This window comes from Sulfitobacter sp. JL08 (genome assembly GCF_003352045.1).
Classification (GTDB): Bacteria; Pseudomonadota; Alphaproteobacteria; order Rhodobacterales; family Rhodobacteraceae; genus JL08.
In genome coordinates this window covers 2,986,883-3,003,860 of sequence record NZ_CP025815.1, presented here as the reverse complement: position 1 = coordinate 3,003,860, position 16,978 = coordinate 2,986,883, and the positions used below count along the sequence as shown (strand labels likewise).

At 60.2% G+C, this 16,978-nt stretch carries 20 protein-coding genes; 14 read left to right on the top strand and 6 right to left on the bottom strand.

All coding sequences use genetic code 11. The annotated features are described in order from the left end of the window. Window positions 1-44: 44 nt before the first annotated feature. On the bottom strand, window positions 45-662 hold the full coding sequence (locus C1J05_RS14800) for an ImuA family protein (RefSeq protein ID WP_114870923.1): 618 nt from the start codon (window positions 660-662) through the stop codon (window positions 45-47). A 111-nt stretch (window positions 663-773) separates the two neighbouring features. Between C1J05_RS14800 and C1J05_RS14795 the strand changes: the two genes are divergently transcribed. Continuing rightward, complete coding sequence (locus C1J05_RS14795; RefSeq protein WP_114872346.1) at window positions 774-1,817, top strand: aldo/keto reductase; 1,044 nt, start codon at window positions 774-776, stop codon at window positions 1,815-1,817. A gap of 40 nt (window positions 1,818-1,857) precedes the next feature. Here the strand turns inward: C1J05_RS14795 and C1J05_RS14790 are convergent, their stop codons facing one another. Next, window positions 1,858-2,820, bottom strand: a complete 963-nt coding sequence (locus C1J05_RS14790; protein WP_114870922.1) for a GlxA family transcriptional regulator — start codon at window positions 2,818-2,820, stop codon at window positions 1,858-1,860. Window positions 2,821-2,900: 80 nt separating this feature from the next. Here C1J05_RS14790 and C1J05_RS14785 point away from each other — a divergent pair, with 80 nt between their 5' ends. From C1J05_RS14785 to C1J05_RS14770, 4 genes are read left to right on the top strand one after another with little or no spacing between them, the layout of a single operon-like run. Beyond that, window positions 2,901-3,809 (top strand): 3-keto-5-aminohexanoate cleavage protein, encoded by a 909-nt coding sequence (locus C1J05_RS14785; protein WP_114870921.1) that lies wholly within the window; start codon window positions 2,901-2,903, stop codon window positions 3,807-3,809. A 5-nt stretch (window positions 3,810-3,814) separates the two neighbouring features. After that, on the top strand, window positions 3,815-4,297 hold the full coding sequence (locus tag C1J05_RS14780) for a lipocalin (protein WP_162798095.1): 483 nt from the start codon (window positions 3,815-3,817) through the stop codon (window positions 4,295-4,297). After that, a complete protein-coding gene (locus C1J05_RS14775) occupies window positions 4,294-5,766 on the top strand; it encodes a carnitine 3-dehydrogenase (RefSeq protein WP_114870919.1) in 1,473 nt (490 codons plus the stop codon). The genes C1J05_RS14780 and C1J05_RS14775 overlap by 4 nt, the downstream gene beginning before the upstream one ends. Further along, window positions 5,763-6,521, top strand: a complete 759-nt coding sequence (locus C1J05_RS14770) for an SDR family oxidoreductase (RefSeq protein ID WP_114870918.1) — start codon at window positions 5,763-5,765, stop codon at window positions 6,519-6,521. Before C1J05_RS14775 ends, C1J05_RS14770 begins: the two co-directional genes overlap by 4 nt. Window positions 6,522-6,560: 39 nt before the next feature. Here C1J05_RS14770 and C1J05_RS14765 read toward each other — a convergent pair whose 3' ends face one another. Beyond that, window positions 6,561-7,421 carry a helix-turn-helix domain-containing protein gene (locus C1J05_RS14765; protein WP_114870917.1) on the bottom strand — a complete coding sequence of 287 codons (861 nt, stop codon included), beginning with the start codon at window positions 7,419-7,421 and terminating at the stop codon, window positions 6,561-6,563. A 108-nt stretch (window positions 7,422-7,529) separates the two neighbouring features. On the opposite strand from C1J05_RS14765, the gene C1J05_RS14760 reads away from it, so the two are divergent. Together C1J05_RS14760 and C1J05_RS14755 are read left to right on the top strand one after the other, a co-directional pair. Further along, complete coding sequence (locus C1J05_RS14760) at window positions 7,530-8,462, top strand: fatty acid desaturase (protein ID WP_114870916.1); 933 nt, start codon at window positions 7,530-7,532, stop codon at window positions 8,460-8,462. A gap of 19 nt (window positions 8,463-8,481) precedes the next feature. Further along, complete coding sequence (locus C1J05_RS14755; RefSeq protein ID WP_114870915.1) at window positions 8,482-9,384, top strand: DMT family transporter; 903 nt, start codon at window positions 8,482-8,484, stop codon at window positions 9,382-9,384. 17 nt (window positions 9,385-9,401) lie between these two features. Here the strand turns inward: C1J05_RS14755 and C1J05_RS14750 are convergent, their stop codons facing one another. Together C1J05_RS14750 and C1J05_RS14745 are read right to left on the bottom strand one after the other, a co-directional pair. Continuing rightward, window positions 9,402-10,097 carry an NUDIX hydrolase gene (locus C1J05_RS14750; protein ID WP_114870914.1) on the bottom strand — a complete coding sequence of 232 codons (696 nt, stop codon included), beginning with the start codon at window positions 10,095-10,097 and terminating at the stop codon, window positions 9,402-9,404. 24 nt (window positions 10,098-10,121) lie between these two features. Then, on the bottom strand, window positions 10,122-10,529 hold the full coding sequence (locus C1J05_RS14745) for a DUF983 domain-containing protein (RefSeq protein ID WP_114870913.1): 408 nt from the start codon (window positions 10,527-10,529) through the stop codon (window positions 10,122-10,124). Window positions 10,530-10,767: 238 nt separating this feature from the next. Here C1J05_RS14745 and C1J05_RS14740 point away from each other — a divergent pair, with 238 nt between their 5' ends. The 4 genes from C1J05_RS14740 to C1J05_RS14725 all read left to right on the top strand — a co-directional run bounded on the left by C1J05_RS14740 (window position 10,768) and on the right by C1J05_RS14725 (window position 12,726). Then, the gene (locus C1J05_RS14740) at window positions 10,768-11,220 is read left to right on the top strand and encodes an EF-hand domain-containing protein (protein ID WP_114870912.1); all 453 of its coding nucleotides are present in this window, start codon (window positions 10,768-10,770) and stop codon (window positions 11,218-11,220) included. Between the two features lie 63 nt (window positions 11,221-11,283). Then, the gene (locus C1J05_RS14735) at window positions 11,284-11,874 is read left to right on the top strand and encodes an RNA polymerase sigma factor (protein WP_114870911.1); all 591 of its coding nucleotides are present in this window, start codon (window positions 11,284-11,286) and stop codon (window positions 11,872-11,874) included. Next, the gene (locus C1J05_RS14730) at window positions 11,861-12,244 is read left to right on the top strand and encodes a hypothetical protein (RefSeq protein WP_162798094.1); all 384 of its coding nucleotides are present in this window, start codon (window positions 11,861-11,863) and stop codon (window positions 12,242-12,244) included. Before C1J05_RS14735 ends, C1J05_RS14730 begins: the two co-directional genes overlap by 14 nt. Beyond that, window positions 12,241-12,726 (top strand): periplasmic heavy metal sensor, encoded by a 486-nt coding sequence (locus tag C1J05_RS14725; protein WP_114870909.1) that lies wholly within the window; start codon window positions 12,241-12,243, stop codon window positions 12,724-12,726. Before C1J05_RS14730 ends, C1J05_RS14725 begins: the two co-directional genes overlap by 4 nt. A 3-nt stretch (window positions 12,727-12,729) precedes the next feature. Here C1J05_RS14725 and C1J05_RS14720 read toward each other — a convergent pair whose 3' ends face one another. Further along, entirely contained in the window at window positions 12,730-14,190 is a 1,461-nt protein-coding gene (locus tag C1J05_RS14720) for a diguanylate cyclase (protein ID WP_162798093.1), read from the bottom strand. Between the two features lie 71 nt (window positions 14,191-14,261). On the opposite strand from C1J05_RS14720, the gene C1J05_RS14715 reads away from it, so the two are divergent. The 3 genes from C1J05_RS14715 to C1J05_RS14705 all read left to right on the top strand — a co-directional run bounded on the left by C1J05_RS14715 (window position 14,262) and on the right by C1J05_RS14705 (window position 16,937). Continuing rightward, window positions 14,262-14,546 (top strand): DUF3572 domain-containing protein, encoded by a 285-nt coding sequence (locus tag C1J05_RS14715; RefSeq protein WP_114872345.1) that lies wholly within the window; start codon window positions 14,262-14,264, stop codon window positions 14,544-14,546. 5 nt (window positions 14,547-14,551) lie between these two features. Beyond that, a complete protein-coding gene (locus C1J05_RS14710; RefSeq protein ID WP_114870907.1) occupies window positions 14,552-15,256 on the top strand; it encodes an HAD family hydrolase in 705 nt (234 codons plus the stop codon). 121 nt (window positions 15,257-15,377) lie between these two features. Next, entirely contained in the window at window positions 15,378-16,937 is a 1,560-nt protein-coding gene (locus C1J05_RS14705; protein ID WP_114870906.1) for a trimethylamine methyltransferase family protein, read from the top strand. Window positions 16,938-16,978: the final 41 nt, after the last annotated feature.

The following is a 16,978-nucleotide window of genomic DNA, read 5'->3' as shown; positions in this document are numbered from 1 at the left end:
ACGTTACGATGTTCTGCGGGAATTGGACCTTTATTCTGCAGTGATCACAGCACTTTGATGCCAAGCCCGGGCGCTGCACCCTGTGTGCCCCCGCCGGACGCTGTGATCTGCCAGCTTTGCGGTGCTGCGGTGCGGGCGCGGCGCCGTTCCAGATGCCAGAGCGTTTGGGTCGCGCTGTGGCGCGGGGCCATGTGCCAGCGGCTTTCGACACCGGGTGCGCCGCCATCCCCCGGTGTCAGCAGCAGACCCAGAGGTGCACCCATTCCGGCCTGTGCACCGGCTTGTGCCGCCAGATGCATGCGCCGCACTGCGGTCAGACCCGGCGGGGCGGGCACATCCCCGACCACCAGCGGGGCAGCACCGCTGCGCAACGCTTCTTCCATGGTCCAAAGGGTGTCTTCGGCGCGCCGCGGGTGCACAAAGATCAGACGCCCGGGATTTACAAAAGGGTGGATGCCCGCCCCGTGCAGCCCGTTGGTGCCCCAATCGGGGGCGATCCACAAAACCGGCCCGCTGGTCTGCGCCGCGCACCATAGTGCAAAGCTGTGGCGGGCTGCGCCGCAGACCTCGTGCAGACGGGCAAGGCGCAAGGACAACTGCCCCAGCAGGGTCAGCGACGGCGGTGCCGTGTCCGGGGCGCGCGAAAGCAGGGTTTGATTCATGGGATCACATTAATATGTTCTTTGTTTGTTCTCAATCTAAAAACGGTGTGCGCCTTGCCCCTGCGGATCGGGCTGCTAGGGTGCGCGGCAGAAAATTCAGAAAGGTTTGCCATGAAGATGAAGCCGTTGGGCCGCACCGGTCTTGCCGTGTCGGAACTGTGTCTGGGATCAATGACCTGGGGCACGCAGAACACGGTTGGCGAAGGTCACGCCCAGATCGACCGCGCGCTGGAACGGGGGGTGAATTTCATCGACACGGCGGAAATGTACCCTGTGAACCCTGTCAGCAAGGAAACCGTTGGCCGCACCGAGGACATCATCGGACAATGGGTCGAACAATCGGGGCGGCGCGATCAGGTGATCCTCGCGACCAAACATTCGGGCGAGGGGTTGGGATATGTCCGCGATGGTGCGCCGATTTCATCCAAGACAATTCCCGACACAATCGCGGGATCTCTGAAGCGGCTGAAAACGGATTACATCGATCTTTACCAGTTTCACTGGCCCAATCGCGGATCCTACATGTTTCGCAAGAACTGGACCTATGATCCGTCCGGCCAGAACAAGGCCGAGACGCTGGCCCATATGGAGGATGCGCTGGGCGCGCTGCAGCGCGAGGTCGACAAGGGCACGATCCGCGCCTTTGGTCTGTCCAACGAAAGCGCCTGGGGCACGGCCCAATGGCTGCGCCTGTCCGAGGACAAGGGCCTGCCGCGCGTTGCCTCGATCCAGAATGAGTATTCGCTGCTGTGCCGGATGTATGACACCGATCTGGCGGAACTGAGCGTCAACGAGGATGTCGGCCTGCTGGCGTTTTCGCCTTTGGCGGCCGGATTGCTGAGCGGGAAATACCAGAACGGCGCAGTGCCGCAGGGATCGCGCATGTCGCTGAACGGTGATCTGGGTGGACGCAAGACAGACCGCGCCTTCGCGGCGGTGGATCTGTATCTTGGCATCGCGCAGAAACACGGGCTGGACCCGGTGCAGATGGCGTTGGCCTGGTGCGCCACACGCCCGTTCATGGCATCGGTGATTTTTGGTGCAACGACGATGGATCAACTGGATCTGGCGCTGGGGGCCGCGGATGTGACGCTGGACGATGAGGTGCTGGCAGAGATCGATGCGGCCCAACGCCAGTGTCCGATGCCGTATTGACGGCGGGATTTCCGTATTTCCGGCGAAAAGAAGTGGGGGGTTACGCCGAACGCAGGCGGCGTGCGCTTTGGCCGTAGCTTGACTTGAAGGCGCGTGAAAAGCTGGATTGCGAGGCAAAGCCGCATGCCAGCGCGATATCGTTCAACGGCTCTGATGTGGCGGTGACACGGCGGTAGGCTTCGGCCAGACGCAGGGACAGGAAATAGGATTTGGGGGTCGTTCCCAGCCGCGCCCGGAACTGAAGTTCAAGCGACCGTGTGCTGACGCCCAGACGGCGCGCGATCTGCGGGATCGGCAGCGGGCTATCCAGATTGTCTTCCATCAGGGCATTGGCGCGGGCCGTCAGGATGTTGTGGCGGGCCGAGATGCGGCGGCTTTGCGGGCGGCTGGCATCCCCGACGGGATCGTAAATGAACGATGTCGTGACCTTTTCGGCCAGCGCGGTGCCAAAGCGGCCCGCGATCAGGGACAGCATCAGATCAATGGTGGGGGCGGCACCGCCACTGGTCAGGCGGGCGCCATCGACGCAATAACGGCTGCGTTCGACATTGATCTGGGAAAAGCGTGCGGCAAATGTATCGTGGTCTTCCCAATGGGTGGTGGCGCGGTGCCCGTCAAGCACACCGGCCCCTGCCAGAAGCCAGGGACCGCCATCAATGCCGGCAAGGGTGCAGCCCGCACGGGCCAGCCGGCGCAAGCTGGCGCGCAGATTGGGTGTATCGTGACTGGCCAGATTGAACCCGGCGATGATCAGCAACAGATCGGGCGGCGTGGCCTGTGCTATGGGGTCGCCGGGCACTTGCAGGCCGCTGGTCAACAGGGCCGGATTGCCTGCGGCGGTGGCATATGTCCAGTTGAACAGCCGCTTGCGCGCCTGCCGGTTGGCGGCGCGCATCGGATCGACGGCGGCGGCAAAAGACAATGTGTTGCTGTCATCCAGAACCAGAACCGTAATGCGCAGCGGTTCGGGATTGGGAAGAAAGATATTTTGTGCGGAATTCATCAAGTGGGATTCGTATAATGCAAAGTTGACTTGCGCAAGTCACGTCAAGATTTGCGCAGATTCGAAAAAAGGAGCGCCCCATGCCACTGACCATGAACAAAGAAGTCTTTATCACTTGTGCCGTCACCGGTTCGGGTGGCACGCAAGACCGCAGCCCGCATGTGCCCCGATCCCCCCAGCAGATCGCCGAAAGTGCGATTGCAGCGGCCAAGGCCGGTGCTGCCGTGGTGCATTGTCATGTCCGTGACCCTGAAACCGGCAAACCCAGCCGCAGCCTTGACTATTACCGCGAGGTCACGGACCGCATTCGGGATGCCGAGGTGGACGTGGTGTTGAACCTGACGGCCGGCATGGGCGGGGATATCGTGTTTGGCGGTGTGGAAAAGCCGCTGCCAGCCGTCGCCGGAACCGATATGATCGGCGCAACCGAGCGCGTGGCCCATATCGCGGAATGCCTGCCCGAGATCTGCACGCTGGATTGCGGCACGATGAACTTTGCCGAAGCCGATTATGTGATGACCAACACGCCGGGAATGTTGACGGCGATGGGGCGGATGATGACCGAAATGGGCGTCAAGCCCGAGGTTGAAGCCTTTGACACCGGTCATTTGTGGTACGCCAAACAGCTTGTCGCCGATGGGGTTCTTGAACCGGATGTGCTGGTGCAGTTGTGCATGGGGGTGCCGTGGGGCGCGCCGGATGATCTGAACACGTTCATGGCGATGGTGAACAATGTGCCCGACACCTGGACGTTTTCGGCCTTTGGTCTGGGGCGCAACCAGATGGCATATGTCGCCGCGGCGATTCTGGCGGGCGGCAATGTGCGTGTCGGGCTGGAAGACAATCTGTGGCTGGAAAAAGGTGTGCTGGCGGAAAACTGGCAACTGGTGGAACGCGCCGGAACCATCATCGAAAACATGGGGGCGCGGGTGATCGGCCCGGCGGAAGTGCGTGAAAAGCTGGGGCTGGTGAAACGGGCCCCCAAGTGACGGTGATGCGATACGCTGCGGTATCGGCGCTGGTTCTGGGGCTGACAGGGTGCGCGCCAGCGCCCGATTTGGCAGGATTTCGCGATGTATCAGCGCCGATCGCCGCCACCACACGGTTCGAGCCGCAGCGGCTTGATGGCACGTGGTGGGTCCGTGCAGAATTTGCGCAGACCCCGACGGCTGCACGGCAGGTACGCTATGTCTGGAACGGGGATGGCAGTTTTGACATCGGTCCGCTGGACGGCGCGCTGGTGCGCCATGACGTGAGTGAAGGCGCACGCTGGGCGGCATCGGGCGGTGCGCCTGAAATCTGGCTGTTATGGGTTGATACAGGCTATCGCACGGCCGCGCTGGGCACGCCGGACGGATCGTTCGGCATGATCCTTGATCGCGGTGCCGCGGGCGGCATCGACAGGATCGCCGCCGCGCGGGATATTTTCGACTGGTTCGGATACGACTTAACAAGATTGCGGGAGACACAAAGATGAGCGTGGCAGCTATTATCGGGGGAGGCGTGATTGGCGGCGGCTGGGCCGCGCGGTTTCTGCTGAACGGGTGGGACGTGCGGGTGTTTGACCCGGACCCCGAGGCAGAGCGCAAGGTTGGCGAGGTTCTGGACAACGCGCGCCGTTCGCTTCCGGGCCTGAGTGATGCGGCGATGCCGCAAGAAGGCCGGTTGAGCTTTCACCGGAGCATGGCCGACACTGTAAAAGGCGCCGACTGGATACAGGAAAGCGTGCCCGAGCGGCTTGATATCAAGCACAAGGTTCTGGCCGAGTTGCAGGGCGCGTGTGATGAAAGCGCAGTGATCGGATCCTCTACATCGGGGTTCAAGCCATCTGAGTTGCAGCAGGGCGCGGTGCGCCCCGCGCAGATCATGGTGTGCCATCCGTTCAATCCGGTCTATCTGCTGCCGCTTATCGAAGTCGTCACCACGCCTGAAAATGACACCGGGATTGTTGAAAAAGCCAAGGCACTGCTGACGTCGGTCGGGCTTTATCCGTTGCATCTGCGCAAGGAAATCGATGCGCACGTGGCCGACCGTTTCCTTGAGGCGGTCTGGCGCGAGGCGTTGTGGCTGGTCAAGGACGGCATTGCCACAACCGAAGAAATTGATAATGCGATCCGCTATGGGTTTGGTATCCGCTGGGCGCAGATGGGCTTGTTTGAAACCTACCGAGTAGCGGGCGGCGAGGCGGGCATGAAACATTTCATGGCGCAGTTCGGCCCCGCGCTGAAATGGCCGTGGACCAAGCTGATGGATGTGCCGGAGTTTACCGACGAACTGGTTGATCTTATCGCGGGGCAATCGGACGAACAATCCGGTGCCCATTCGATCCGCGAGCTGGAGCGGATCCGCGACAACAATCTGGTCAGCATGATGCGGGCGCTCAAGGCGCAGGATTATGGTGCGGGCGCTTTGCTGAATGCGCATGACGCGGTGTTGTTGCAAGACAGCCCCGTACCGGCAACGCTGGAACAGATCACGGATTACGCCGTACCTTTGGTGATGCTGGCGCAGGCCGTTCCGATCGACTGGCTGGACTACAACGGCCATATGAACGAGGCGCGCTATCTTGAGGCGTTCAGCCGTGCGACAGACCATTTCATGAAGCTGATCGGGTGTGACGCGGATTACATCGCCAATGGCGGCAGTTTTTTCACGGCAGAAACCCATATCCGGCATCTGGGCGAGGCCGCACCCGGTGCGCGGATCGAAGTGACAACGCGGGTGATATCGGGCGAAGGCAAGAAAATGCACCTGTGGCACGAAATGACCCATGAAGGTGCAGTGCTGGCCACGGGGGAACAGATGTTGCTGCATGTCAGTCTGGAAACCCGAAAACCCGCGCCGATGCCGGATGCGATGCAGGCCATATTGGCCCGCATGGTGGCAGGGCAGGCCGACATGTCGCCGCCAGACGGGCTGGGCCGTGCCATCGGTGCCCCGAGATGAGGCGCGTTTTGATTACTGCCGGCGCGTCCGGCATCGGCCGCGCCATGGGCGAGGCGTTTGACGCCGCCGGATTTGACGTGTGGGTCACGGATGTGGACAAACAGGCGTTGACTGGCTGCCCTGAACGGTGGCGGACAACCCAAGTCGATGCCAGTGACGAAGATGCCATGGCCGCGCTTTTTGAGGATCTGGGGGCGCGTTGGGGCGGACTGGACGTCTTGTGTGCCAATGCCGGCATTGCCGGGCCGACCGCGCGGGTTGAAGACATCGCGCTGGAAGACTGGCGCAGATGTGTCAGTGTCAATCTGGAAGGTGCGTTTCTGGCGGCAAAGTACACCGCGCCAATGATGAAGGAAGCGAAAGCGGGCAGCATTGTCGTGACGTCATCCACTGCAGGACTATACGGATATCCCAACCGGGCGCCCTATGCGGCGGCGAAATGGGCCGTGATCGGGCTGATGAAAACACTTGCCATGGAACTGGGGCCATTTGGCATCCGTGCCAACGCAATCTGCCCCGGTTCGGTGGAAGGCCCGCGTATGGAAGGCGTATTGGAGCGCGAGGCGGCAGCCAAGGGCATGACGCGCGATCAGGTCTATGACGGCTATGCCAGCGGCACCGCGCTTGGCCGGTTTGTCGAAGCAAGTGACATTGCGAACATGGCGGTTTTTCTGGGGTCGGATGCGGCCAGGCTGGTATCGGGGCAGGTGATTGGCGTTGACGGATTTACGATTAATCCTGACCCGAAAGTGTAGATATTACAGCCGGTTGATCAGGTTTGTTGATATTTTGAATCAAGTGATATCTGCGCGCAGGTCGCGCAGATGTTGCGCCATGTTGCGCGCAGAGACAGATGCTTCGCGTACCAGCACATCGAAATGACCGGTGAAGGTGTCGATCCGGTCGCGATCGCGAAATGCAAGGTAATGCCCGCCCGCATATAGAACGCAAAGCAGCGGACCAAAGATCGTGACCGGTGCACTGTAAAGTTTCCGCGCGTCGAAAAGATAGATCCGCAAACGCGGGTACAACTGGTCGATCAGGCGATCAAACTGGTCCAGTTGCTCCAGACGCGTGTCGAGCGGCAGGCCGGTGTAATAGCCGGTGGCATGGGCAAAGCTGTGCAGTTCGTAGACCGGCATCGCAATTTCGTAATCGGACCGGGCCGAGCGCATCCATGCCAGCCGATCTGTTGATGCGCCAATGGCCTGGCGTGCGGTGCGACCCAGATGGGGGGTATATTCCCATTCCAGCAGCGCTTGGGTTTTCAGCATGTCGGGCAGGGCCGCGGGGACGTGGCGGATCTTGTAGCCTGCCGCCTCACGGTGCCAGTCGAAAATCTGCTGATCGACAAGGGCGCGGGGGGCCGCAGTAAGCGACAGATTGGCAGACATCAGATCGGCGGCGCTTTCAGGGCGGTCCGACAGGCTCAGCAACCAGTCGGCCGACACACCAAGGGCCGAGGCACAGGCCCCGACGACATGGGCGTTGGGCAGGCGGGCGCCTTGACCTTTCAACAGCTGCGAAATGGTGGACCTGTCGACGCCGATGGCGCGGGCCAGACTGCTTTGGGTGCTGCCATGATCGGACATCGCGCGCTTTAACCGGGTGCGAAACTGTTCTGAACGGTCGCGTTTGTCGATGTTTTCATGCATGTGGTGAAAAATATCACAGTTAGTTTGTTTTGTTAACTGTATTCGGAATGTTCACAGCCACGTGAAGTGTCGTATCGCTGTTACATTCCACTTAACTCGGACACATTAATGGACGCCACTCACCGCTTTGATCCTGTTCACAAACTGCCAGATGTACGGGCAGTCGAATGGCCCACCCTGTCCCTGATTCTGGGCGCCAGTGCCGTCTGGATACTGGCAACGACGCTGATCAGCGCGATTTCACTGCCGCTGGGCATCGTCGTGACGACGCTGGCGATTGCGCTGCTGTCATCGCTTAGTCACGAAGTGCTGCACGGGCATCCGTTCCGGAACCAGAAGTGGAACGAGGCGCTGGTTTTCATCCAGCCGAACCTGTTTGTCCCCTATGGCCGGTTTCGCGACACGCACCTTGCGCATCACCACGATGAAGATCTTACCGACCCTTATGATGATCCCGAGAGCAATTATTTCGATCCGGCGGTATGGGCGCGGCAACCACGTTTTGTGCGCTGGATCTACCGGTTCAACAATACGCTGCTGGGCCGTATGCTGATTGGCACGGCGTTGGGACAAATCAGTTTCATGTGCGCCGACTGGCGTTTGATCCGTGGCGGCGACCGGTCGGTTGCAACCGCATGGGCGCTGCATCTGGTCGGTGTTGTCTTGGTGGTGTGGTGGGTGATCGCGGTTTCCGCCATGCCGTTCTGGGCCTACCTGCTTGCGGCATATTGCGGTATGGCGCTGATCAAGATCCGGACCTTTCTGGAACATCGGGCACATGAAAAATGCCGCGCCCGAACTGTGATCATCGAAGATCGTGGAATTCTGGCATTTCTGTTTCTGAACAACAACTTTCACGTCGTTCATCATGCGCATCCCAAAGTGGCGTGGTACCGCCTTCCGGCGTTGTATGAAGCCCGCAAAGAGGCGTTTCAGGCGCGAAACGAAAGCTATGTCTACCGGTCATACCGTGATGTTTTCGCCCGTTATTTCCTGCGCACCAAGGATCCGGTTCCGCATCCTCTCTGGTGGCCAAAGTAAATCTGCGCCATAGCAGGGCATGAGCCTTTGGATCCCTGTCACACTGGCCGCCGCGTTTTTCCAGACGCTGCGGTTCATGCTGCAAAAACACCTAAGCCGCGTTGATCTGTCCCCGGCAGGGGCCACATTTGCGCGGTTTTTCTATTCTGCGCCGCTGGTTGCCGTTTTGCTGGCGCTATACCTGAACGCGTCAGGGCAAGCACTGCCAACGCTTGGGCTTGCCTTCTGGATCTATGGGGCGGCGGGCGGTGCGGCGCAAATTCTTGCCACCATTTGCGTTGTCATGCTGTTCAAGCAACGAAATTTTGCCGTGGGCATAACCTTTAAGAAAACCGAAGTGATCCAGACGGTTCTGGTAGGGTGGGTCATTCTGAGCGAAGGCGTGTCGATCTGGGGATTTGCCGCGATCCTGATCGGTTTGATCGGCGTGCTGTTGCTGTCTGACCCGCCGGGTGGTGACGGGGTGTGGCTGCGCAGAATTGCCAATCGCGCCGCCGGTATCGGTTTGGTGTCGGGCGTGTTCTTTGCGATCTCGGGGGTGTGTTATCGCGGTGCCTCGCTTGAGATTGCCAGTGCCGATCCGCTGTTGCGGGCGGGTGTGACGTTAAGCGCGGTGACGGCCATGCAAATGGTGGCAATGGCGATTTGGCTGCGCCTGCGCGAGGCGGGCGAAATCACGGCTGTCTGGCGCGTTCGCAAGGTGGCGGGCTGGATCGGGCTGACCTCGATGGCGGGATCAATGTGCTGGTTCACGGCGTTTACCCTGCAAACGGCGGCCTACGTCAATGCGCTGGGGCAGGTCGAACTGATTTTCAGTCTGCTCGCCTCGACCTTGTTTTTTCGTGAAACGATTTCAAGGCGGGAAATATTCGGCATCGCCATTCTGGCAATCAGTATCCTGATGCTGATTCTTGTCATCTGACCACGCCTGAGGCGTATCTAGTCCGGCATGGGGTGGCCGCGCAGGCGCAGGAACAGGCTCTCTTCGTCGTTATTGCGGAAATAGGGCACCGATGCGGGCGGGGCGGGGTCGGTTGCGCGTGCCCCGACCTCGCTCAGGACGACTTCGGTGATAAAGGGCAGATCAAAGCGGCGTACCTGCCCCAGTGGAATCCATTGCAGGTGCGATAGTTCATCCGATGCGGCGGAAAAATCATCCGGATCACTGGCCAGCGTATCGGCATCCACCAGAAAAAACCGTGCATCAAACCGGCGCGGCCGCCCCGGCGGGGTCAGCGCGCGGAACACAAACTGTAACGGGGTGGCATTTGGCAGGTGGCCGGTGGCGGCAAAGCCGGCCCAGTCTTGCGGCACTGTGCCGGACCAGCGCCCCGGCACACCCAGAACCTGCCCGGTTTCTTCCCAGAGTTCACGAATGGCGGCTGCGGCCAGGGCATATTCCAGCCCGGCTTCGGATTGATCGCGCAGTCGGGTCAGGCACAGATCCGACAGCGCGCCAGCCAGCGGTACCTGTGCATCGGTTGCATCGACCGCGCCGCCGGGAAAGACGAATTTGTTTGGCATGAACGCGGCTTTGGCCCCGCGCTGGCCCATCAGAATATGTGGATTGCTTTGGCGATCGCGTAAAAGGATGACAGTGGCAGCGTTTCGGATTGCCGATTTATCGATAGCCATATTGTCCCTTTTTACCTGCGCTTGTCAGGGTGCGGTGCGAAACCCGTACATGTTGCGCGCCCATTGAAACCCGACGATTGAGCCCTTCAGTCGTGGCAAAAGGTAAAGAGACAAAGCCACACAGCCAACCGCAAATATTGTGAACAGCGTCAACGGTTCCGGACGCCAGCGCACAAACGCAAAATGCAGCAGCGGTGCCATCAGGTGGCCGACAATCAGAATCGTCAGATAGGCGGGACCGTCATCTGCGCGGTGGTGATACAATTCCTGATTACAAACTGTACAGGTCTTGTTTACGGTCAGATACCCCTTGAGAAGCGCCCCACTGCCGCAATTCGGGCATTTGCGGCGCCACCCGCGGTAAATCGCAGGCCAAACGGCGTGATCCGTTTCCTGATCCGCTTCGGATCGGGCATCTACAGTGTCATGCATTTTGTTTTCCCTGGCTGGACGCAACCGTTTTTTGACTAGCTTCCTGCGCTTTCCGCACGGCAATTGCGAGGACGCATTTCGTCATTGCGGCGTTCCGTCGCAAAGCTTCATCTCTGGATTGTGCGGTTCGGCGGATGGTCAACTTTTTTTCGACGGAACCACCGCCGGTATACGTAAAAGAAACGTTCGCCCCGCAACAGGGCGCAACGGATCAGACAGATAACGGAGTTCATCGAACATGAAACGCACAGCATTCATCACAGGTATCATTCTGGCCGGGTTCAGCGTTACGGCGCTTGCATCGGTCGCCGTGGCCAAGGGGCAGCGCGGCCACCACATGACATTCTCGCAGATCGATACGGACGGGAACGGACAGATCACACGCGAGGAAATGCAATCGATTGTTGAAAACCGCTTTGCCGCGGCAGATGCGGATGCGGACGGGTTTCTGACGCGGGCAGAGCTTGAAAAGGCCGCGGCGGAACGGGCTAAAGAACGCGTCACCCAAATGATGGAGCGGATGGACACGGACCGTGACGGCAAGATTACGCTGGCCGAGATGAAACCGCGGCGGGATCCTTCACGGATGTTCGACCGCGTGGACAGCGACAGCGACGGGGTGATTTCACAGGCGGAATTCGATGCCTTTCATGCCCAACGCAAAGGCCGCCACTCGGACAAGCAGGATTGATCGGGCGCAGGGCGGCGCAAGCTGAACTTGTTTGCCGCCCTTGCCGTTGATAGCCCTGCGAGGATGGGAATGCCGCTGGATTCACGACAGGATGTGCCGGATGAGGCGTTGTTGGCATTATACGCCAATGGCGATGCCGATGCGGCTTTCGTTCTGACACAACGCCTGACGCCGCGGGTGTTCGGGCTTGCCGTTCGCATGCTTGGGGATGCCAGCGAGGCCGAGGATGTTGTGCAGGAGGCGATGTTGCGCCTGTGGCGCATCGCACCGGAATGGCGGCAGGGCGAAGCACAGGTTGCAACGTGGTTGTATCGTGTGGCCTTGAACCTTGCGACCGACCGTCTGCGGCTGCGCAAGCGGCAGGGGCCGCCGCTTGATGCTATCGATGACCCAGCCAGCCCCGAACCGGGTGCGCCGGAACGGTTGCAGGACAAGGCGCGCACCTTGGCCCTGCAAGCGGCGCTGGATGATCTGCCGGAGAGGCAAAAGCAAGCGGTCATCCTGCGCCATATCGAAGGTCTGGCCAACCCCGAAATCGGGCAGATCATGGGGATCACCACCGAAGCTGTGGAAAGCCTGACGGCACGGGGAAAACGGGCGCTGGGTGCGGCCCTGGCCGGACGCCGCGCAGAACTGGGATATGATGATGACTGATCAAAACGATATGAACGCAAGGCTGGAGTCCGAGTTTGCCGCGGCGCGTCGCAGCCGGCACGAACCTTCGCCGGATTTGATGGCGCGCGTGCTGTCCGATGCGCTGGCGCACCAGCCCAGACCGGCCATGGCGCGCGCCGCTGCGCCCGCGCGGGCCGGGTTTGGAACACGCATATTCGGGTTTCTGGGCGGCTGGGCGGCCATGGGCGGTCTGGCGACAGCCACGATTGTCGGATTCTGGATTGGCATCCGTCCACCCGACATGATTGAAACGCCGACCAATGCGCTTTTTTCACAGAACGATACGCTGGCGCTGGTTGATGCCGACCTGAGCGATTTCAGCTGGAATTTCGAGGATCCGAACCCATGACCGAAAAAAACGATCACAAATCAAAGTGGGGGTGGGGCCGGATTGTTCTGGTTGTGTCCCTTGCGCTGAACCTTGCTGTTGCCGGGGCCGTTGCAGGTATGGCGTTCCGGTTTGGTGGCGGTGAACACCGTGCGCATGGCCGGGATTTTGCCGCCCCCTTTATTCGTGCGCTGGATCATCGCGATCGCGCGGAACTGCGGGAAGAGTTGCGGCGTGCGGGCAAGGCCATACCGGACCGGCGGGCGCAAAGCGCGGCGCTATACACAGAGATCGGCGTTGCATTGCGCGCTGACCCCTTTGATGCCGGTCGGGTTGCCGCGCTGATGGCAGAGCGGCAGGCAGGGCTGGCGGCCCGCATGACAGCAGCGCAGGATATCTGGTTGCGCCATGTCACCGCGATGACAGCATCCGAACGGGTGGCCTATGCCGACAGGTTGGAAGACGCGGCCAGCCGTGGGTTTCACGGCCGGGATGACAATTAGGGATCAGGCGGCGGGCCTGCTCATCCTGACGCAGTTGCGCCCCTTGTCCTTGGCTTTGTAAAGGGCCTGATCGGCTGCATCCAGCAAACGCGCGACGGTGTCGGCCTGTACCATATCGGGAAGAAACGGCGCGGTGTCAGGGTCGCCCGCGATGGCGACGCCAATGCTGATGGTGACGTGCAGCGGCGGGACCAGCGATGCCGGCTGTATATCGGATGCAACGGGGTTTTTCATCACCGGCGTTTCCTGAACGGCGCTGCAAAGACGGCGCGCGGCGGTGCGGGCTGCTTTCAGGCCTGTATTGGGCATGACGATCAGAAATTCCTCTCCGCCAAAGCGGGCGACCAGATCGACGGCGCGCAAATTCCGGCGCAATCGCTGTGCCACATCTATTAGTACCGCATCGCCGACAGCGTGGCCGAACCGGTCATTGATCGATTTGAAATGGTCAAGATCCGCAATCATGACGGCAAATGGTTTGTCCGTACGCATCGCGGTTTCCATTATGCGGGCCAGATGTGGCAAGGCGTAACGGCGGTTGTAAAGACCTGTCAGCGGATCGGTCACGGCTGCCTGCGCGCCACTGCGCATGGTTTCACGCAATCGGTCCGATTGCCGCTTGCGCGACAATTGCGTGGTCAGGCGCAAGGCAAATTCGGCTGCATCAACGCCATCGGGCATCGCATCGTCTGCGCCCAGATCAAAGGCATCTGCCGCGGTGTGCTGGCACCCGGCGGCTGTGATGACGATGATCGCGGCATGCCGGGTGCTGGCGCGCGCGCGGATATCGGCCAGCAATCGCAATCCCGGATCGGGCTCGCTGTTCGTCAGCGCGATAACAAACACATCCGGCGTGTTCTGTTCATCCAGTGCGCCCATCGCGCTTTTGATGCTGTGCGCATGAACATCGTGCGCGACGCCTGCCGTGATCGTGCCGGCCAGGTGTTGCGCATCGGTCAGATCGGTTGCGACTAGGGCAATCCGGCCTGGACCTGAAAAGCCGTAGGCGTCTTCGCAAAAGCCCAAAGCGCGCGATGTGCCATCGCGCAGGCGCAATTCCTGCGTCGTGGCCTGCGCGCGCAGAAGTGAGCGGATACGCGCCAGCAGAAGACCATCCGCAACCGGTTTTGACAGGATGTCTTCTGCGCCCGCCCGAAGGGCTTGCAACCGGAAGGCCGGGCTGTCCTTTTCGGTGATCATCACAATGGGAACAGTGCTTAACGCGGCATTGGATTTCATCGACTTGCAGAATTCAAACGTCCCGTTCTGCGGCAGATCGCCGGACAGAATAACCAGATCGGGCGGTGATGCGTGAACACGGTCCACTGCCGCGTCCAAGGAAGGTGCCGATGCGACATCGTAAAAGGCGGCAGAGAACGTGACGGTCAACATGATCCGGTTGGTCGCCACGGCATCGACGATAAGGACCTTGGCCTGCATCTGGCTGCCTTTCCGGGCTTGCATTTCCTTGATGCGCAAGTTTTTAGTGACAGAGGTTAATAAAGCCTTTCGATTTCCAGGAAAAAGCGAGTCATATGTCGCTGTCGCAAGAAGCCGCTGAAACTGTTGCCTTGCAGGCCCTTGCGTGGCTGGCAGGAAACGAAGACCTGTTGCCGGTTTTTCTGGGATCAACAGGCGCATCTGAATCCGATTTGCGTTCGCGCATCTCATCGCCTGATTTCCTGTTGTCAGTGCTTGATTTCCTGATGATGGATGATGCCTGGGTGATCGCGTTTTGTGATGCATCCTCAATCCCTTACGAGCGCCCGATGCAGGCGCGCCATGCATTGCCCGGTGGGGCGCCCACCCATTGGACCTGACCCCTATGCAACCTGATCACCGACGTGCCGATGCCATCTGTTTTGACAAGGACGGCACGCTTTTCGATTTTGCGACCACGTGGAACGGGTGGGCCGGGCAGGTGATTGCAGACCTTGCCAAGGGCGACGCCGAAGTTGCGGCAAGAATTGCGCTGTCCTGCGGGTACGATCTGGAGGCAAGGCGGATCTTGCCGGGTAGTCCGATTGTTGCGGCGACAAATCGCGAAGTTGCAGAATCAATGGCGGCGGGTGTTCCGGACCGCGACATTGCCGAGATTGAAACCTATTTGACAATGTCCGCCTCTCACGCGCCGCTTGCCCCTGCCGTTCCCTTGGTACCGTTCCTTCAGGGGCTTGCCGGGCAGGGGGTGGCGCTGGGTGTGATGACCAATGATACCGAATTCGGTGCGCGCGCCCACCTGAGCAGTGCCGGCGTGCTGGACCTATTTGATTTTGTTGCTGGTTTTGACAGCGGGCACGGCGCGAAACCGTCACCTGATCCGCTGTTGGCCTTTTGTCTTGCGGTTGCCGCCACGCCGGAAAGATCGGTCATGGTCGGGGACAGCCGGCACGATCTGATTGCCGGACGCGCGGCGGGAATGCAGACTGTGGGTGTTCTAACAGGGATGGCCGAACTGGCCGATCTTGCCCCCTTTGCGGATGTGGTTTTGCCCGATATCGGCCATTTGCCGCTGTGGTTGACGTCCTGACGGGCCTGCTATGATCCCAAGCGACCCTTTTTAGGTAAAAACGACACCGCTTGTCGCAATCGGTAAGGCGTTCTGGCCCGTTCCCTCCACATGATGGATTGACCCATTCGGAGGAACCATCATGGCGGACGTGAAAGAGCGCAGGAAACGGGGCGGCGGACGTGCCGGGAACACGGCGCGGCGTGGCGGCGAGGTTGTGGACCAGATGCCATGGCGTCTGATCAGGAATACTGATCGTCCGACCGAACCGCTGGGAACGGAAGGCGTCAACGCCATTCACGAAGGCGCGATGCGCATTCTGGAAGAAATCGGCATCGAATTCCTTAATCACGAAGCGCTGGCCATCCTGAAAGAGGCCGGGTGTACGATCGACGGCGAAAACGTGCGTATGGGGCGCGATTTCGTGATGGAGATGGTCGGCAAGGCGCCATCGCAATTCACGCTGACACCCCGGAACAAGGCGCACGAAATCATTATCGGCGGCAACTACATGGCGTTTGGAAACGTATCCTCGCCGCCCAATTACTGGGATATGGAGATCGGCACCAAAGTGCCGGGCACGCGCGAGATGTGCCGCAATCTTCTGAAACTGACGCAGTATTTCAACTGTATCCACTTTGCCGGCGGTTATCCGGTAGAACCGGTGGATATCCATGCATCGGTGCGCCATCTGGATGTGCTTTATGACAAGCTGACGCTGACCGACAAGGTCATGCATGCCTATTCGCTGGGCACAGAGCGCGTTGAAGATGTGATGGAAATGGTGCGGATTTCCGGCGGCTGGACCCACGAGGAATTCGAAGCCAGCCCCAAGATGTACACCAACATCAATTCGACCTCGCCGCTCAAGCACGATATCCCGATGCTGGACGGCTGGATGCGCATGGCGCGCCGCAATCAGGGGCTGGTGGTCACGCCGTTCACGCTGGCTGGCGCAATGGCGCCTGTGACGATGTCGGGCGCGGTTGCGCAATCCCTGGCCGAAGCCCTGTGTGCGGTTGCCCTTGCGCAATACATCCGGCCCGGCGCGGCAACGGCAATTGGCACGTTCACATCAAATGTCGATATGAAATCCGGCGCGCCGGCGTTTGGCACGCCCGAATACATGCGCGCGACGCAAATGACCGGCCAGATGGCGCGGTTTTATGATCTGCCGATGCGCGCCAGCGGCGTTTGCGCAGCAAACGTGCCTGACGGGCAGGCGATGTGGGAAACATCGAATTCGCTGTGGTCCGCGGTGCAATCGGGCGCGAACATGGTCTACCATGCTGCGGGCTGGTTGGAAGGCGGGCTGATCGCAAGCCCCGAAAAATTCATCATGGATTGCGAAATTCTGCAAATGATCCAACGATACATGGAGCCTGCCATCACGGCGACAGGACCGGACGAAATCGCGTTTGATGCGATCAAGGACGTTGGCGCGGGCGGGCATTTCTTTGGAACGCCGCACACGCAGGAACGCTATGAAACCGCGTTTTATTCGCCCATTGTCAGCGACTGGAAGAACTATGAAGGCTGGGAAGCGGCCGGCGGCGTCTGGACACCGGAACGGGCGCATCACATGTTCAAGAATATCGTGAACAGTTTCGAAGAGCCGCCGATGGACCCGGCCATCCGTGACGAACTGGCCGCATTTGTCGAGCGGCGCAAGGCAGAAGGCGGTGCACCAACGGATTTCTGATCTGTTCGGTTAAGACTAGCACAAATGGCGGGCTGGTTCAG

Excerpts from the sequence above, each read along its gene's own strand:
- C1J05_RS14800 (WP_114870923.1), bottom strand. The coding sequence starts at position 662 with ATGAATCAAACCCTGCTTTCGCGCGCCCCGGACACGGCACCGCCGTCG.
- C1J05_RS14795 (WP_114872346.1), top strand. The coding sequence starts at position 774 with ATGAAGATGAAGCCGTTGGGCCGCACCGGTCTTGCCGTGTCGGAACTG.
- C1J05_RS14790 (WP_114870922.1), bottom strand. The coding sequence starts at position 2,820 with ATGAATTCCGCACAAAATATCTTTCTTCCCAATCCCGAACCGCTGCGC.
- C1J05_RS14785 (WP_114870921.1), top strand. The coding sequence starts at position 2,901 with ATGCCACTGACCATGAACAAAGAAGTCTTTATCACTTGTGCCGTCACC.
- C1J05_RS14780 (WP_162798095.1), top strand. The coding sequence starts at position 3,815 with ATGCGATACGCTGCGGTATCGGCGCTGGTTCTGGGGCTGACAGGGTGC.
- C1J05_RS14775 (WP_114870919.1), top strand. The coding sequence starts at position 4,294 with ATGAGCGTGGCAGCTATTATCGGGGGAGGCGTGATTGGCGGCGGCTGG.
- C1J05_RS14770 (WP_114870918.1), top strand. The coding sequence starts at position 5,763 with ATGAGGCGCGTTTTGATTACTGCCGGCGCGTCCGGCATCGGCCGCGCC.
- C1J05_RS14765 (WP_114870917.1), bottom strand. The coding sequence starts at position 7,421 with ATGCATGAAAACATCGACAAACGCGACCGTTCAGAACAGTTTCGCACC.
- C1J05_RS14760 (WP_114870916.1), top strand. The coding sequence starts at position 7,530 with ATGGACGCCACTCACCGCTTTGATCCTGTTCACAAACTGCCAGATGTA.
- C1J05_RS14755 (WP_114870915.1), top strand. The coding sequence starts at position 8,482 with ATGAGCCTTTGGATCCCTGTCACACTGGCCGCCGCGTTTTTCCAGACG.
- C1J05_RS14750 (WP_114870914.1), bottom strand. The coding sequence starts at position 10,097 with ATGGCTATCGATAAATCGGCAATCCGAAACGCTGCCACTGTCATCCTT.
- C1J05_RS14745 (WP_114870913.1), bottom strand. The coding sequence starts at position 10,529 with ATGCATGACACTGTAGATGCCCGATCCGAAGCGGATCAGGAAACGGAT.
- C1J05_RS14740 (WP_114870912.1), top strand. The coding sequence starts at position 10,768 with ATGAAACGCACAGCATTCATCACAGGTATCATTCTGGCCGGGTTCAGC.
- C1J05_RS14735 (WP_114870911.1), top strand. The coding sequence starts at position 11,284 with ATGGGAATGCCGCTGGATTCACGACAGGATGTGCCGGATGAGGCGTTG.
- C1J05_RS14730 (WP_162798094.1), top strand. The coding sequence starts at position 11,861 with ATGATGATGACTGATCAAAACGATATGAACGCAAGGCTGGAGTCCGAG.
- C1J05_RS14725 (WP_114870909.1), top strand. The coding sequence starts at position 12,241 with ATGACCGAAAAAAACGATCACAAATCAAAGTGGGGGTGGGGCCGGATT.
- C1J05_RS14720 (WP_162798093.1), bottom strand. The coding sequence starts at position 14,190 with ATGCAAGCCCGGAAAGGCAGCCAGATGCAGGCCAAGGTCCTTATCGTC.
- C1J05_RS14715 (WP_114872345.1), top strand. The coding sequence starts at position 14,262 with ATGTCGCTGTCGCAAGAAGCCGCTGAAACTGTTGCCTTGCAGGCCCTT.
- C1J05_RS14710 (WP_114870907.1), top strand. The coding sequence starts at position 14,552 with ATGCAACCTGATCACCGACGTGCCGATGCCATCTGTTTTGACAAGGAC.
- C1J05_RS14705 (WP_114870906.1), top strand. The coding sequence starts at position 15,378 with ATGGCGGACGTGAAAGAGCGCAGGAAACGGGGCGGCGGACGTGCCGGG.